Below are 13,955 nucleotides of genomic sequence, written 5' to 3'. Positions count from 1 at the left end.
CGCCTTTCAATGTCGCGAATGGGCCAACCCTTCAGGGCCGGAATGTCTTTGCTTGGTCGGTAGTCCTTGGCTTCCTTGGCTTCGTTGAGGCAGGAGCGATATCCCTGCACAGTTTTGGGCCGAAGGCGGCTTTCCGCATCAACCAAGAACAGATCAATCACTTCACCAAAGGATTTATTTCTCTCTGCTTGGCGGGCTTCGGCTTGCCTGCGAAGCTCTTCAGCTTCTCGCTTCTCCCTAAAAGAACGATGCCCCTCACCCTTCTGTGCAGCAGATTTCAGTGCGGCCAATTCAGCGGCGGCCTTCTCTGCCGTCCAGCCTTCGGAGGCCCAACCCACTGGCTCCTCAATCCGCTGCCCATCCCGCTGATAGCGGATCACGAAGTATCTGTCGAACTGTACACCATTCTTCCGGGTAGAATGCTGCCTATACCTGACGCCAGGGTACTTGGTCTTCTTCCAACTGCTCTCAGCCATCTCCGCTCCTTCCTGTCCCCATCCTGTCCCCACTTTTCAATGTAAGAGCATGGGACATCCCGGGACTTTATGTGAACATAAATATCCAATAACTGCATTGTGGTCAATGGGTTTTATAGACTTCTGGGGACAGCGTGGGAATAGGTCGGAATATTAAGATTTTTGATTCGTAATCAGTAGGTCGTCGGTTCAAATCCGATGGGTGGCTCCAATAAAAACAGGCACTTAGGATGAATTTCCAAGTGCCTGTTTTTTTGTATTTCAAATTCGCTGACACTTTTTAGGGACTAAATTCTTTTTCAGATTTTTCCCAGGCATCCGCAAGAGCCTTATATGCGTCAGAGAACCCATCTTTCATGTGGTCCCAGGCATCGACTGAACTGGCCTTCATGCTCTCATACGATTCGGCAACTTGATTCCGTTGCTTGCGAAGGGCTTCCAAGTTGGCACGCGCTTTTTCACGAGCGGCCTCGTTCATTTGATTCCAGTTGCCGTCGATACGTTTTTCCAGTGCATCTATACGCTCATCCAGATTACTTAAAGCCGTTCTGGCCCTCTGAACCGCTTCGTCCCGCTGATCGGCGGTATAGGCCTCAAGTGTTTGAATCAAATCCTGCGTTTCCTGTTTCACCTCATTTATGGAAGTTTCGTCTTCAGGTATCGCCTTTTTTTCTTCAGATGTATCTGTGCAGTTTGTCAGTGTAATTAAGAGCAGAGCAACTAACATGAGTATAGAGTTGTTAGTTTTTATGTACTTCATTTGCTATCTCCTTGACATGTCTTGGGTAAATGACCTTTAGAATAAATGATTTCTACTTTAAATGTCCAAAATCTGAATAATTAATTACTTAAACCTGGAAACAGCCGACTTTAAAGCGTTGCCGAGCGAGTTGTAAGCACTATCGATACCTGATTTGAGATCATCCCATGCGTCATCACTGGCTTCCCTAAGTTTCGCAAGTCTTCTGTTGGCCGTCTCATGCATGGAGCGAAGCTCTTCAATTTTTTTGTAGTACTCAATTTGTGCATCGGCCTCCACTTTATCAGCTTTCGCTTTGAGTTTGTCAATCTCTGCATTCCACTCGTCTAATTGAGCCTGAAGCTTCTTTTGGTATGCTTCTTTCATGCTCATGATTTTTCTCCTTTGTAAGTATCCCCGGACAAAATTGTGCGCTTTTTGGATGTATCATTCAAAATAGCGGGTCAACAGAAAAGGGCCACCCCCTGCCTGACCCTCCTTCACACCCAGGCGGCTCCACTACCTGTCGGTCAAGGAGTTCATTTACGCTGGATTTTCTTCGAGAAGGTTATCGCCCTCCTCAGGGACTCTGGAGTTGCGGCCCTGCTCACGAAGCTGCTTGTCTTCGCTGGCAAGATTCCCTTCAGCCTCGGTGGTGTCCGCTTCCGTACCGACGAACGGCGGGGTGGTCTTGGCAGGCGATTCCTCCGTTCGCCTGACAGGCAACGCCTCCGACATGCGGACCGATACCCCTTCGGGGAAAAGCACCTCTCTGGCCTCGTCGGGCATCGAAATCTCATGTTCCTGGAAGACCCGCTTGACCATTCGGATCAGCGAGGATTTGACCTTGGGTCCGTTGTAAGCCGAGCCGTCATACCAGAAGTAAATTTTGAGGTTCACAGTGGCTGAACCAAGCCGGTCGACCAGAACCAGGAACTCAGGGTCCCTGAGTACCGCAGGGTGCTCATTGAGAATATCCCTGACTAAATTCTGGGCAAGGGAAATGCTGTTCTCGAAGCCGATCCCCACCTCGAAGTTCTCCCGACGGTTGGGATTGGCGGTGTAGTTGTGGATAATGCTCTTATATACCGTCGCGTTGGGAATCTGTACGTGGTTGCCGTCCAAATCCATCAGCACCGTGCCGCGGGTCGTTACCCGTTGCACGAGGCCGGTATGCCCGACAATCTCCACCATGTCCCCGATCCGGAAAGGATTACGAAGGCTGATCAGGATGCTCGCGAGATAGTTTTCCAAAATATCGCGAAAGGCAATCCCCGCCACCAGACCGGCTACCCCCGTGCCGCCAAGGACCGTGGCGGCAAGACCTGAGAGACCGACGACTTGCAGGACCAGGTACAACCCGAGCAGAAAAACAAAAACCCCCAGCAACCGCGCCGCCACATCGCGCAAAAGAGGATTCAGCCTGTTCCCAAAAGTTTTCCTCACCCCGTGGGCCACCATCCAGGCGGTGACTCCGGCCATAAACAGAACCAGCAGGCCAAGCAGGAGCCGCGGCACTCTTTGCAGGGTCATCTCCCAGAGGGCCTGCAGCTCATTTACTGCGGGGGAATAATCCCAAGGAGAAATTTCAGCTATCTGAATACGGTTGACCACCGCTACCACGTCGCTGGTTTTTCTGGCCAAATCCCCGGCCCAGGTTCGGTAGTCCGCAGAACCGGTATGTCCGTCGAGAAAAACCACTCCCTCTTCGACCTGCACAGCAATGTCCGAAAACCATCCGGTCGCCTCCATGATTCTGGTCAGGCGTGTGTCGATCGCCTGATCGTTGGAGACCGGCTGAACCTCGATTCGTTCGGCAACCTGAGTGGTCTCCTCGGTGAAGAGCGACTCACTGGTTTCCAGGGAAGGTTTTCGTTGGGCAAAAGCGGAACAGATGATCACCCCGGAAAACAACACGCTGAGCAAAAGCCGCAGGTTAATACGATGGAGGCTGGCAACCTTTGGTCGCCAAGGGTTTCGCGGGAAGTTCATGGCGCCGACCTCTGTTCAGGCTCTGCTGCTCAAGCCAAAGCACTTTCCCATAGCTCCAAAAATGATCAGATGCTGGCAACGCTGGTTTTCACCGGCGACTCGCATCCTCTGCGCTTCCTGCCACGGATCGAAACAATCTTGATCGAGGATGCCCCGCGTACCGATAAAACAACAGATAACCAACCCTACAACTGAGTCTTCAACAAAGCTTATCCAATCGGCAGGAATACACAACTATTGGAGCTTCCCGGCCAAGGTGAAGATGACAATTAATGCCGAAGTTAAACTAATGGAATAAACTCAAAAAGTGGGCCACAAACAGTACCAGGATGCAAACCGCCCCCGACCCGGAATCGGTTCGGGGGATTTTATTGGGTACGACGCATTATGACAGAGGACAACTGCAAAACGGCAATACTGCTTTTCCTTGTGATAGTATTCTGACTATGGGGTAGCTTGTAACGAGTTCCCCGGACAGGCTATACCAGGCAGCCAGAAAAGCCCGAGCGACAGCTCCCAGAGAATTCGTCTGTACTTTTTACGATGGTTTTTTTGCAGAGGAGACGGTATGAATCGACGGCGTTTCTTGCAGGAAGCAGCCCTCTGGTCTCTCACCTTTTCCCTGGTATTGCAATGGCCCTTCACCTGCAATGGCAACAGGGCAAAAGCACAGGTCGCGCCGGCCCGGTTACCGCGAGCACGGGTCGGGATCGCCAGGGGCAAGAACTACGCGGATCTGGTGCGTCGGTCGGTGACCCTTATCGGAGGCATGCAGGCTTTTGTGCGGCCGGGCGCCAGGGTGGTGATCAAGCCTAACATTGGCTGGGACCGCAGTCCGGAACAGGGAGCCAACACTCATCCGCTGGTGGTGCGCACCCTGGCGGAAATGGCCCTTGAAGCCGGCGCCAGGCAAGTGCGCATCTTTGACCGGCCCTGCAACGAGGCGCGCCGCTGTTATACTCACAGCGGCATCCTGCCGGCCATCGAAGCCCTTAACAGCGGCAAGGTGCGCTGCGAGTACATCGACCGGCGCAAGTTCGTCGAGACACCCATCCCCCGGGGACGGGTGCTGAAAAGCTGGTCGATCTATCGCGATGCGCTGGAAGCTGACTGTTATATCAATGTACCGGTGGCCAAGCACCACGGTCTGGCCGGCCTGACCCTTGGTCTCAAAAACAGCATGGGGGTACTGGGAGGCAATCGGGGTCGGCTGCATCACAAGCTGGACCAGAATCTTGCCGATCTGGCCACGGTTATCCGTCCCTCTCTGACGGTTATCGACGCCACCCGTCTGTTGCTGCGCAACGGTCCGTCGGGCGGCGACCTGCGGGACGTGCGCATCGAGGATACGGTGCTCGCCTCCGCTGATCCAGTAGCGGCCGATGCCTGCGCCACCCTCTTGTTCGGACGTGATCCTGACGATCTTGGAAGCTCGGTCGCTGCAGCCAACATGGGACTTGGAACGCTGCGGTTGAGCCAGATTCAGCGGCTAGAGGGACCATGAAGAAGCCATACCTGCCAATCTTGTGGAGGCGCCTTAGCCAGCTTCTGTGTTTTGCCGCATTCCTGTTCCTGTTCGTGCGTACTGACTACCAGGGGCAGGACGAGTTGTCCGGCGCCGTCAACCTGATCTTTCGCATCGACCCGCTGATCGCGCTGGCGACTTCCCTGGCAAACCGCACCTTCATCACCCTGCTGCTGCCGGCGCTTTTCGTGCTGCTGGCCAGCCTGCTGCTGGGGCGCTGGTTCTGTGGCTGGGTCTGCCCCATGGGCACTCTTTTCGACTGGTCGCGCCCCCTGCTGGGGCGCCGCGACCGGTCCCTGCCCGCCGCCCTGCCGAAATTACGTTATGTCCTGCTGCTTTTAACCCTGGTCAGCGCCCTGTTCGGCCTGCCCCTGGTCGGCTTCCTGGATCCCTTTTCGATCCTCGTGCGCGGGCTGACCATGGCCATCTATCCGGCCTTCGGCCTGGCCATCGAAAAGTTGTTTACCATCACCTACCAACACGGGCCTGCCTGGCTCAACGCGGCCAGCGAACCCGTCTATCAGTTCCTTCGGGAAACAGTGCTGCCCTTTCAGCAGAAAGTATTCACCAACGTTTTGCCCGCTGCCGCCATGCTCCTGACGCTATTGGCCCTGGAATGGATGCAGCGCCGCTTTTTCTGCCGCAACCTCTGCCCTCTTGGAGCCCTGCTTGGACTGGCGGCACGTTTTGCTCCCTGGCGCATTGCCAACCGCCAGCCGACCTGCTCCGTCTGCAGTCAGTGCAGCACTCTTTGCCGAAGCGGCGCCATTAACCATCAAAGCCAGGTCAACCCCGAGCGCTGCATTCTCTGCCTCGACTGCCTCATCCATTGCCCACAGCAGAACTTCTCCTTCGGCCCCTCACGCAGGACTGCCTTTTCGCTGGCCGAAGGCCTCAGCCGGCGGGCCTTCCTCGGCACAGCCTTGACGGGGTTGGCGACGCCTTTTCTGTTCGCTGTGCGCCCCCTCAAAAGGCAGCCGCAACCGAATCTGATCCGGCCGCCGGGCGCCCTGGCGGAAGATGCGTTCCTGAACCGGTGCGTGCGCTGCGGCGAATGCATGCAGGTGTGCATCGGCAATGCTCTGCATCCGGCCTTGACCGAAGCCGGAGTCGAGGGGATGTTCACCCCGCGCCTGGTGCCCCGCATCGGTTATTGCGAGTATCAGTGCACCCTCTGCGGCCAGGTCTGCCCCACCGGCGCCATCAAGCATCTGTCGGTCAACGAAAAGCAGGCGGTCACCATCGGCCAGGCCTACATCGACCGCAACCGCTGCCTGCCCTTTGCCAGAGCCGTGCCCTGCATGGTCTGCGAAGAACACTGCCCAACCCCGCAAAAAGCCATCCGCTTTCGCCAGGCCACGGTCCTCAACGACCAGGGTCAGGCTGTCACCATCAGGCAGCCCTACGTGGTCGACGAACTGTGCATCGGCTGTGGCATCTGCGAAAACAAGTGCCCCCTTCCCGGCCGTAGCGCCATTCTCGTCACCTCGGCGGGTGAATCTCGCCGAAATGACGGTTTTACCGATACGCCAGGATACAGATAAACAAAAGATCAGGAGCATGAAACAGCGGGGATAGCAGGAGTTCGATTCTTCAATGACCAGGGCCCGCGCCAGTCACGGCACTATGCGCCAGGTCTGGAGCGAAAAAAAAAGGAGCCCCGCGATTTCTCGCGGGGCTCCTTGATGATCCACTTTTATGGACTTGCTTAGATTCTGCGCACGTTGGCAGACTGGGGGCCTTTTTGACCCTGGGTGACATCGAAAGCCACGCGGTCACCTTCGGCAAGGGACTTGAATCCATCACCCTGAATCGCAGAAAAATGAACAAACACGTCAGGTCCGTTATCCTGCTCGATAAAACCAAAACCTTTTGCGTCGTTAAACCATTTCACAGTACCTTCAGCCATTTTTTCTCCATGCTCCCGATCGGGACTTTTTTGTTGTGTAAACACACTCACCCGGAAAATAAAAAAACACACAACCCAAGGGGTTTGTGTGCTTGATCCATGTTGACACCTTGTCAATCTGGCGAGCGTAATACTCTTACACAAACTTGCTTAAGTAAAAGCACCATAGCACGGTACGGTTTGAAAGAGCAAGGCATAAATACACATAAAAAAATAAAAATATCGGACAACCGTCAATAGAGCCTGCGAAAAGCCGAAGCCTTGATCACCGCAACAACTTCCCCGCCTTCCTCCAGACCCAAATCCCTGACGGCCTCACCGACTACCTGGGATATCAGATGCCCGTCGCCACAATCGAGTTCGATGCCGACCCGGTTTCCGGCCTCAAAGATCTTTTTGACGCGGCACCGCAGCATATTGCGCGCACTGGTTGCTTCAGGGTGCCGTTTGAACAAAGTTATCTCCCTGGAAGAAAGTTCAAACATACCCGAGGACTCCTGTTCATCGGCCGTCAAAACGAACTCCTGCGTGCCCCACCGGTAGATGCACAAACCGTTATGCGGACGGGGATCCTGCAGCTCCAGCAGGTTGACATAGCCCGTCGGTGCGCTTCCCATGCGACGCAGAGCCAGTTGATGCGGGGAGGTCCGGGAGCAGAGGCGACCATCGGCGAGTTCCAGCACCTGCTCGGTCATCAGCCGCATTTCGTTGAGAGAGTGGCTGATGAACATAAAGGGGATGCCGAACTCGGCAAATACCTTTTTCAGATAGGGGATAATCTGATACTTGAGCCCCTCGTCCAGACCGCTCAGGGGTTCGTCCATCAATATGAGCCGCGGGCACGACAGGATTGTGCGGCCGAGAGCCACGCGCTGACGCTCACCACCAGAAAGGGACTCGACACCGCGATCGAGCAATGGACCAAGGTTGAGTACTTCGATCAGGGATTGCGGCACGATCCTGCGCTGCCGGGCCGGCAGGCGCTTGTAACCGTACAGCAGGTTGCGTCGAACCCCCATGTGCGGAAACAGGTGAGCATGCTGAAAAACCACGCCGATGCGGCGTTTTTCCGAACAATGGTTGATCTTCGAACTGCCGTCAAAAAGCGTCTCGCCGTCGAGCCGGATAAAGCCACGATCCGGCCTGAGCAACCCGGCCAGCATGTGCATCAGGGTTGACTTGCCGCTGCCTGAAGGGCCGAACACCCCGACCCGCCGGCAGTTGAGGGAAAATTCTGAAGCGAAGCAAAAAGCACCCAGTTGTTTTTCAAGCGCGACTTCGAGAGTCATGGCCGCATTCTCCGCCGAAAACGTTTGATCAAACCTTCATTGAACACCAGCACAGCCAGCGCCAGGGAGATGGATACCAGACACAGGCCCAGGGCCATGGGGTCACCGCCGGGACTGCTGGAATAATCGAAAATGGCCAACGGAATGGTCTGGGTCACGCCCGGAATGTTGCCCGCCAGGACAATGGTCGCACCAAATTCGCCGAGGCTGCGCGCAAACATCAGAGTCGCACCGGCCAGCATGGCCCGTCCCGACAGCGGCAGGATGACGGTGAACAACACATCGTACCATCGCGCGCCGAGCGTGCGGGCCGCCTGGATCAGGCGGCCGTCAATATCCTCCATGCCGATGCATATGGCACGCACCAGTAGGGGAAAACCGACCACCATCGAGGCAACCACTGCCGCTTTCCAGGTAAATATGACACGCACGCCAAATCTGGCGAGTATTTCTCCAAACCAGCCGTGACTTCCGAGGGACAGGAGCAGAAGATAGCCGACCACCACCGGCGGCAGCACCAGGGGGAGATTGACCAGGCCAGCAATAAGGGGCTTGCCGGGGAACCGTGAAAAAACCAACAGATAGGCGACCGCGAAGCCGAAGGGGATGGAAACCAGGGTGGCGGTAAACGCCACCCTGGCGGAAAGCACAATGGCCTGAATGTCCGTGGGAGAAAATTCGATCATGACTGGGCACCATCCGGACAATTATTCAACCTGTCAACGAACGACAAATCCGTGTTTTTTCAACAAACCGGCAGCCTCGCCGCTTTTCAGAAAATTGAAAAAGGCGATTGCCGAGGGGTTTTGGGCACCATCCGTCGTCAGGGCGATGGGATAGGTCACTTCATCGTAGAGACGTTGAGGAACTTCCAGCAAAATGGCCGCCCTTTTGGCCAACAAAGCGTCGGTTCGATAAACAAAGGCCCCGTCCACCTCACCCCGGTCGGCATACATGAGTGCCTGCCGCACATCCTTGGCAAGAATCAGTTTGGGCTGAATTTGTCCGAGCAGACCTGCCCTGCCAAGGGCCTGTTCTGCATACTGGCCGGCAGGCACGCTTTTGGGGCTGCCGATAGCGATGCGTTGCAGCGTGGCGATATCCTTGAGGGAGCTGACCGGCAGGTCCTGGGGCCCGACAAACACCAGCGTGTTGTAGGCAAGGGTGCCTACGCCTTTGCCCGGCACCCGATTATTCTCTACCAGGTAATTCATCCACTTGGGATTGGCTGAAATATAAATGTCCGCAGGCGCCCCCTGAACGATCTGTTTGGCGAGAGCCCCGGAAGACGCGAAGTTAGGCAGGACGGTGGCATCCTCCCCTTTCTTCGCATAGACAGTGACGATTTCCTTGATCGCATCGGTCATACTCGCCGCCACGGAAAGCCGGACTTCCGTAGCAAAAGCAGACGAGCAAAAGGCAAGGGACAAGAGCAGAACAACCAGGAGGGAGCGCATGGAGAGAATCCTTTCACACTGAAATGAAGAGCTTTTTCCCAGACTGCCGCAACCTGCAGAAGACCTGCCGATTGCACTGGCACCGTTATTCGGCGCATGGCGCCATGATAGTGGCACCGCGCTACAATAATGTCAATGGGAAATTCAGTGCAGGAAACGATGTCGACTACGGTTGCAACGTCTGGAAGGTGGAAAGGATTCTTCGGAAAACGCCGCCGAAGACTTCTGCATCGGCTTCCGGGGCGCTGTACACAAGGGCATAAAACCCCGATGATACCGGGACAACCACCACCTGTTCGAGAACCGTCACCGCACGGGCCATGCGTTCGCGGGATTCGTAAACCCTGGGATCCCTGGTGTCGGACGGTTCGCCGGATGGGCCAAGGATATTCACAAGGGGAACAAAACGGTATTGTTGCCGGGTGAAGCTCAGGGCTTTTTTGCCATCAACAAGCAGTTCGCGGGGCGCTTCGCTGCGAGCATTTTCCATGTTTCCCGGGAACGGGCGGGAATGTTCCCGGACAAACGCTTCCAGGGAATGGCCGCGAGGCCTTCCTTCAGCGTAATAATGCAGAGATATCGTCACCGGCACCTCCCCGGGCCAGGGGCTGTGGAGAATCACGCCATGCCCTTCGCCGACAGTCATGCCGGTTTCCGGTAAAGATTTCTCTTTGATCCACTGTACGGGAACTTCACAGGTGAAAAATTCATCGAGGGTCCACCGCTCAACGGCATCCTGCGGCCGGGCCATATCAACCGCCGACGCAACGTCCCTGACGCAGCCCGCCCCCAACACTATCAGCAGAACAAAAAACCAGTACAGCTTACAGTCCCGGCCTTTTTTCATATCGCGCACCCCGATGCCCGGGCCTTGACAGCCCCCTGTCGTCCGGCCCTGTTCTCACCATTTTTGCCGCAGGATCTCGCGACGCTTGTGTGCATACTCGGCATCCGAGATAAGTCCGTCACGCTTGAGCACTTCAAGTTTGCGCAGACGCTGTTCGAAATCCAGCATATTGTCTTGATCCGGGCCGTCGCCCGAGGCCTCGATTTGCAGATCGAGCAAGGTGTCCGGTTGGGAGCGTCGGCTCGCCGCCAGCCATTTCGCATTAAACAGGATGATAGCCACGCAGGCCACCACCCATATCAGAAAGAAGGCGCCCGTCAGCAGCTTGAGGGCGACTTCGGAACGGGGCATGTCGTACCACACCACCCCGCCAAAAATCAGCCCGAAAAACAGAAACAGAACGGCAATTACTATCCCCGCCTTCGCCTGCACCTGGGTCAATCCGCCAGGAGCCACATGCACTTTGCGCGTCATGCAAAACCTCCAGAGCTAGGGACGAAGCCACTGGCCGGCGAAATTTTCGTTAACAACAATGGGATTACCCAGAGAAAAAGGCTGGTGCGCGGACAGTTCCAGCTCTTCGAGGGAAAAGCGGATGGGGATCTTCCGGGGCATGGCTTTGCAGTCATCCCGCCGCAGCCGGAAAAAGGTCAGGGTGGCATCCTTATATTCCGCGCGGAAGTCCTGCTTGACCGTGCAACCGCTGCTCGCCACTTCGATGACGATCTGTTGGTTCTCAAAATCAGTATTCAAACCAAGCAGAAGTTCCGGGTGATCCTGCCCGGCCACAGCCGGCGCAACCAGAAAACATGCCAACAAGGCGCTGCAAACAATCCGTCTCATTACCTGCCTCTCATTCCAGATTGAAAAAACCCCGCACCTTCAAGAAAAACGCCGGGTGATACCGATAATCTCAGAAAACCGTTGTCAAAGGCCACAAATTTATATGGCTTTCCACTATCGACTGCCTATATATTTTTCTTTGTTTACGGCACGGTCGGGGAGCCACCACGATGGGCGGTCCGACCATGCTGCCCTTTATCCTTTTTTCGGAGGTGAACACCATGAAAAAATGCATGACCGGCCTGCTGTTGCTGACTTTGCTGATAGCCCTATCGACCCAGGCGATTGCCGATTGTGGTTCCGACTGCGCCAGCAGTTGCTCTGCCGCCAGAGGCAAGGGTTATGAAGAGTGCATGCGCAGCTGCCTGTCCGGCTGCATCGACTACGACCCCCCTCAGGTGCCCGATGTTCCCGAACCGACACCCGTGGAAACCGACAACCAGTAACCCTTCGTAATTCAGCGGAGTCCGCCGCCAGCAACCTGGCCGGCAGTCCTCGGCCGGGCTGCCGGCCTCGGCCATGGTCTCGACGTTTTGGTCCTGCTGTTCTCCCCCTGCACCCTTATCGCCCCGCCGCCGGCTGTCCCGTGCGCGCCCGCAATCTGTATCCTTCCATTTCACGCTGGAAATCATCGACACTGGCCGCCACAACCCCGACCGCCAGCAGCAAAACCAGGGCTGCGGCCAGACGGCGCCAATTGCGACAGGCGTAAAGGGGGTAAACGGCAAACAGCGCCGCGACGCAGGCCGCCAGCAACTGTCCGGAGCAGGATCCGATGGCGCCCGCGACCAGAAGCATGAACCCCGCCGCCCAAAGCATGGTGTTGGATGAGGTTGCTGTCGTTTTCATAGGCAACAAAAAACCGCCTTTCCCATAACCGTGGTGAGGTACCGCTCAACCCATCGTAATGCAGCCACGCTGCATCGCGCACCTTGTAAACAAGAACCCCCGGATCCCGAGGATGCGGAGGTTCTTGTCTGCACATTCGCTTTTTTCGTATTGCACATCCGGACGCAAAGCGTCTTATTCCTGCGCCTGGGGCGGTTTGACTTCCAGCAGTTCCACCTCGAACAGCAAGGTGGCATTGGGGCCGATGCGGGGGCCGGCGCCACGCTCGCCGTAGGCCAGCTCAGCGGGAAGCACCAGTTGCCATTTGGCGCCTTCCTTCATCAACTGCAAGGCCTCGGTCCAGCCGGGGATGACCCCGCCAACAGGAAATTCGGCCGGCTCATTGCGCTCGTAGGAACTGTCGAATTCCGTGCCGTCGATCAGCGTGCCGCGATAGTGAACCTTGACGATATTCTCGGCGGTCGGCTGTTTGCCGGTACCCTCCGTGATCACCTTGTACTGAAGACCGCTGGGCAGAGTGACCACTCCCTCTTTTTTGGCATTGGCTTCCAGGTATTTTTTGCCTTCTGCGGCGTTTTTAGTCGAGGCTTCTTCAAGGCGCGTCTTCTCACGCTCGATCATTTCCTGCTGAAAAGCTACCATGGTTTCCCGAATCTGCTCCTCGGTCAGCAGCGGTTCGGCATCGCCCAGGCCATCCTTTATCCCCCTCATGAGCAAATCGGGATTCAATTCCACCTGCTGGGCCTTGAAGTCGCGCCCGATGCGCAACCCGATACCATAGCTTACCTTGTCCTGCAGCGACTCCATCTTGACGGCTGCTTGCTCCTTGCCGGAACAACCGCTGCCCATAAGCAGCACCAGGGCCGCGATCGAAAAGATTCCCATTGTGCGTTTCATTGCCTTACCTCCAGGGGCAAAAAGGACTGTTTCTGAAAAAGACGCGTCAGACTACCTTGAGTCAGAGAAACTGTAAATACCTTTATGAATCGGGGCGCCAATTCTCCTTGTGCACCCTGCAAACGCCGTCGATGAAGAGGACCGCCCTGCATTGCCGACGATCATTCGGCGGCAACATCCCCGAGCGTTTCCATACTGATGCGGCCCAGTCGGCCAGCCTGCAATTCGTGCAGCAGAAGTTCAGAGGCCCGTTGCCGATCAACGACACCGCCGGCCGCCAGACAGCCACGCCGGCGGCCCACTTCAACAAGCAGCGCTTCGCCGTTTTCGGGAAGCTCCTTCAGCCGAAAGCGTTGCGAAACCTGCAGCGGATATCGCTCCAGAAGAAAATCGCCAACAAAAATTGCGATCCGCTCATGCTCCATGGCGTTGTCGCCGATGGCTCCGGTGGCGGCCAGACACAGAGCCCCGCGCTGGTCTTCCAGGTTGGGGGCCAGCACGCCGGGGGTGTCGAACAGGAAGATACCGTTACGCAGATCGACCTGCTGCGAAGTGCGGGTGATGGCCGGCCGGTCCCCGACCCTGGCAATCCTGCGGCCGCAAAGGGTATTGATCAGCGTCGATTTGCCGACGTTGGGGATGCCGACAATCATGATGCGCAGCGGTTTGCCGGGGCCACCGCGATGCGGGACCAGGCCGCGGCTCAGGCGAATCAGCCGGGATGCCTCGTTTTTCTGGGTAGCGTCGATAGCCAGGGCCTTGACCCCCTTGGCGTGTTGTTCAAAATAACGCACCCAGGCTTTGGTGATTTCGGGGTCGGCCAGGTCGCTCTTGTTCAAAACCTTGATGCAGGGTTTGGCGCCGCGCAATTCCTCCAGAAGCGGATTGCTGCTGGCGACCGGCAGGCGTGCATCGAGCACCTCGACCACCAGATCGATTTTCGGCATGTCCCCGGCTATCTGCTTCCGGGCACTGTGCATATGTCCTGGGAACCAATTAATCATTCAGCTTTTCACCGTATGTCCCGGACCCTCCGGGGACCGGTCCTTTCAAGTTGACGTTTCGGACAAGCAGCAAGCATCATGCCGCCATGCTTCTCTTCACGGGGGCGAAATCCCTAGCGGGTGTTCTG

General features: G+C 56.4%; 17 protein-coding genes and 1 pseudogene. 4 read left to right on the top strand and 14 right to left on the bottom strand.

Annotation, left to right across the window (positions count from 1 at the left end; translation table 11 throughout):
* The 4 genes and pseudogenes from AB7E65_RS08055 to AB7E65_RS08040 form a co-directional block, all read right to left on the bottom strand.
* Positions 1–476, bottom strand: a pseudogene (locus tag AB7E65_RS08055) (site-specific integrase); the annotation flags it as partial.
* A 280-nt stretch (positions 477–756) separates the two neighbouring features.
* Entirely contained in the window at positions 757–1,236 is a 480-nt protein-coding gene (locus tag AB7E65_RS08050) for a hypothetical protein (protein WP_428745618.1), read from the bottom strand.
* A gap of 84 nt (positions 1,237–1,320) precedes the next feature.
* Positions 1,321–1,608 carry a coiled coil domain-containing protein gene (locus AB7E65_RS08045; RefSeq protein ID WP_428745617.1) on the bottom strand — a complete coding sequence of 96 codons (288 nt, stop codon included), beginning with the start codon at positions 1,606–1,608 and terminating at the stop codon, positions 1,321–1,323.
* Positions 1,609–1,758: 150 nt separating this feature from the next.
* On the bottom strand, positions 1,759–2,967 hold the full coding sequence (locus AB7E65_RS08040) for a mechanosensitive ion channel family protein (protein WP_235605484.1): 1,209 nt from the start codon (positions 2,965–2,967) through the stop codon (positions 1,759–1,761).
* On the opposite strand from AB7E65_RS08040, the gene AB7E65_RS08035 reads away from it, so the two are divergent.
* The 3 genes from AB7E65_RS08035 to AB7E65_RS08025 all read left to right on the top strand — a co-directional run bounded on the left by AB7E65_RS08035 (position 2,896) and on the right by AB7E65_RS08025 (position 6,276).
* The gene (locus tag AB7E65_RS08035) at positions 2,896–3,402 is read left to right on the top strand and encodes a hypothetical protein (RefSeq protein ID WP_235605503.1); all 507 of its coding nucleotides are present in this window, start codon (positions 2,896–2,898) and stop codon (positions 3,400–3,402) included. The genes AB7E65_RS08040 and AB7E65_RS08035 overlap by 72 nt on opposite strands.
* Positions 3,403–3,775: 373 nt before the next feature.
* On the top strand, positions 3,776–4,711 hold the full coding sequence (locus tag AB7E65_RS08030) for a DUF362 domain-containing protein (protein WP_072285933.1): 936 nt from the start codon (positions 3,776–3,778) through the stop codon (positions 4,709–4,711).
* Complete coding sequence (locus AB7E65_RS08025) at positions 4,708–6,276, top strand: 4Fe-4S binding protein (RefSeq protein ID WP_428745616.1); 1,569 nt, start codon at positions 4,708–4,710, stop codon at positions 6,274–6,276. Before AB7E65_RS08030 ends, AB7E65_RS08025 begins: the two co-directional genes overlap by 4 nt.
* 164 nt (positions 6,277–6,440) lie before the next feature.
* Here AB7E65_RS08025 and AB7E65_RS08020 read toward each other — a convergent pair whose 3' ends face one another.
* From AB7E65_RS08020 to AB7E65_RS07990, 7 genes are all read right to left on the bottom strand, one after another.
* A complete protein-coding gene (locus AB7E65_RS08020; protein WP_072285935.1) occupies positions 6,441–6,641 on the bottom strand; it encodes a cold-shock protein in 201 nt (66 codons plus the stop codon).
* 233 nt (positions 6,642–6,874) lie between these two features.
* Complete coding sequence (gene modC, locus AB7E65_RS08015; protein WP_072285936.1) at positions 6,875–7,930, bottom strand: molybdenum ABC transporter ATP-binding protein; 1,056 nt, start codon at positions 7,928–7,930, stop codon at positions 6,875–6,877.
* Positions 7,927–8,616: a molybdate ABC transporter permease subunit gene (gene modB / locus AB7E65_RS08010; RefSeq protein ID WP_072285937.1), complete on the bottom strand. Its 690-nt coding sequence runs from the start codon at positions 8,614–8,616 to the stop codon at positions 7,927–7,929. The genes modC and modB overlap by 4 nt, the downstream gene beginning before the upstream one ends.
* A gap of 33 nt (positions 8,617–8,649) precedes the next feature.
* On the bottom strand, positions 8,650–9,387 hold the full coding sequence (gene modA / locus AB7E65_RS08005) for a molybdate ABC transporter substrate-binding protein (protein ID WP_072285938.1): 738 nt from the start codon (positions 9,385–9,387) through the stop codon (positions 8,650–8,652).
* A 166-nt stretch (positions 9,388–9,553) separates the two neighbouring features.
* A complete protein-coding gene (locus AB7E65_RS08000) occupies positions 9,554–10,234 on the bottom strand; it encodes a hypothetical protein (protein ID WP_320361394.1) in 681 nt (226 codons plus the stop codon).
* Positions 10,235–10,288: 54 nt separating this feature from the next.
* Complete coding sequence (locus AB7E65_RS07995; protein WP_072285940.1) at positions 10,289–10,708, bottom strand: SHOCT domain-containing protein; 420 nt, start codon at positions 10,706–10,708, stop codon at positions 10,289–10,291.
* Between the two features lie 15 nt (positions 10,709–10,723).
* Positions 10,724–11,077 carry a hypothetical protein gene (locus tag AB7E65_RS07990; protein ID WP_072285941.1) on the bottom strand — a complete coding sequence of 118 codons (354 nt, stop codon included), beginning with the start codon at positions 11,075–11,077 and terminating at the stop codon, positions 10,724–10,726.
* 221 nt (positions 11,078–11,298) lie between these two features.
* Between AB7E65_RS07990 and AB7E65_RS07985 the strand changes: the two genes are divergently transcribed.
* Positions 11,299–11,523 (top strand): hypothetical protein, encoded by a 225-nt coding sequence (locus AB7E65_RS07985; protein WP_145926357.1) that lies wholly within the window; start codon positions 11,299–11,301, stop codon positions 11,521–11,523.
* Positions 11,524–11,638: 115 nt separating this feature from the next.
* Here AB7E65_RS07985 and AB7E65_RS07980 read toward each other — a convergent pair whose 3' ends face one another.
* The 3 genes from AB7E65_RS07980 to ylqF all read right to left on the bottom strand — a co-directional run bounded on the left by AB7E65_RS07980 (position 11,639) and on the right by ylqF (position 13,827).
* Positions 11,639–11,926: a hypothetical protein gene (locus AB7E65_RS07980; protein WP_072285943.1), complete on the bottom strand. Its 288-nt coding sequence runs from the start codon at positions 11,924–11,926 to the stop codon at positions 11,639–11,641.
* 174 nt (positions 11,927–12,100) lie between these two features.
* Positions 12,101–12,823: an FKBP-type peptidyl-prolyl cis-trans isomerase gene (locus AB7E65_RS07975; RefSeq protein WP_072285944.1), complete on the bottom strand. Its 723-nt coding sequence runs from the start codon at positions 12,821–12,823 to the stop codon at positions 12,101–12,103.
* Positions 12,824–12,984: 161 nt separating this feature from the next.
* Complete coding sequence (ylqF, locus tag AB7E65_RS07970; RefSeq protein WP_072285945.1) at positions 12,985–13,827, bottom strand: ribosome biogenesis GTPase YlqF; 843 nt, start codon at positions 13,825–13,827, stop codon at positions 12,985–12,987.
* Positions 13,828–13,955: the final 128 nt, after the last annotated feature.

This window comes from Syntrophotalea sp. (genome assembly GCF_050253115.1).
GTDB classification, from domain to species: Bacteria; Desulfobacterota; Desulfuromonadia; order Desulfuromonadales; family Syntrophotaleaceae; genus Syntrophotalea; species Syntrophotalea acetylenica.
The sequence above is the reverse complement of the archived record's forward strand: the minus strand, read 5'-3'. Positions and strand labels throughout refer to the sequence as shown.

Coding starts and splice junctions, on each gene's coding strand:
- AB7E65_RS07990 (WP_072285941.1), bottom strand. CDS start 11,077: ATGAGACGGATTGTTTGCAGCGCCTTGTTGGCATGTTTTCTGGTTGCG.
- AB7E65_RS08035 (WP_235605503.1), top strand. CDS start 2,896: ATGTCCGTCGAGAAAAACCACTCCCTCTTCGACCTGCACAGCAATGTC.
- modA (WP_072285938.1), bottom strand. CDS start 9,387: ATGCGCTCCCTCCTGGTTGTTCTGCTCTTGTCCCTTGCCTTTTGCTCG.
- AB7E65_RS08045 (WP_428745617.1), bottom strand. CDS start 1,608: ATGAGCATGAAAGAAGCATACCAAAAGAAGCTTCAGGCTCAATTAGAC.
- AB7E65_RS08050 (WP_428745618.1), bottom strand. CDS start 1,236: ATGAAGTACATAAAAACTAACAACTCTATACTCATGTTAGTTGCTCTG.
- AB7E65_RS08040 (WP_235605484.1), bottom strand. CDS start 2,967: ATGGAGGCGACCGGATGGTTTTCGGACATTGCTGTGCAGGTCGAAGAG.
- modB (WP_072285937.1), bottom strand. CDS start 8,616: ATGATCGAATTTTCTCCCACGGACATTCAGGCCATTGTGCTTTCCGCC.
- AB7E65_RS07980 (WP_072285943.1), bottom strand. CDS start 11,926: ATGAAAACGACAGCAACCTCATCCAACACCATGCTTTGGGCGGCGGGG.
- AB7E65_RS08030 (WP_072285933.1), top strand. CDS start 3,776: ATGAATCGACGGCGTTTCTTGCAGGAAGCAGCCCTCTGGTCTCTCACC.
- AB7E65_RS08000 (WP_320361394.1), bottom strand. CDS start 10,234: ATGAAAAAAGGCCGGGACTGTAAGCTGTACTGGTTTTTTGTTCTGCTG.
- AB7E65_RS07995 (WP_072285940.1), bottom strand. CDS start 10,708: ATGACGCGCAAAGTGCATGTGGCTCCTGGCGGATTGACCCAGGTGCAG.
- modC (WP_072285936.1), bottom strand. CDS start 7,930: ATGACTCTCGAAGTCGCGCTTGAAAAACAACTGGGTGCTTTTTGCTTC.
- AB7E65_RS07985 (WP_145926357.1), top strand. CDS start 11,299: ATGAAAAAATGCATGACCGGCCTGCTGTTGCTGACTTTGCTGATAGCC.
- AB7E65_RS08025 (WP_428745616.1), top strand. CDS start 4,708: ATGAAGAAGCCATACCTGCCAATCTTGTGGAGGCGCCTTAGCCAGCTT.
- AB7E65_RS08020 (WP_072285935.1), bottom strand. CDS start 6,641: ATGGCTGAAGGTACTGTGAAATGGTTTAACGACGCAAAAGGTTTTGGT.
- ylqF (WP_072285945.1), bottom strand. CDS start 13,827: ATGATTAATTGGTTCCCAGGACATATGCACAGTGCCCGGAAGCAGATA.
- AB7E65_RS07975 (WP_072285944.1), bottom strand. CDS start 12,823: ATGAAACGCACAATGGGAATCTTTTCGATCGCGGCCCTGGTGCTGCTT.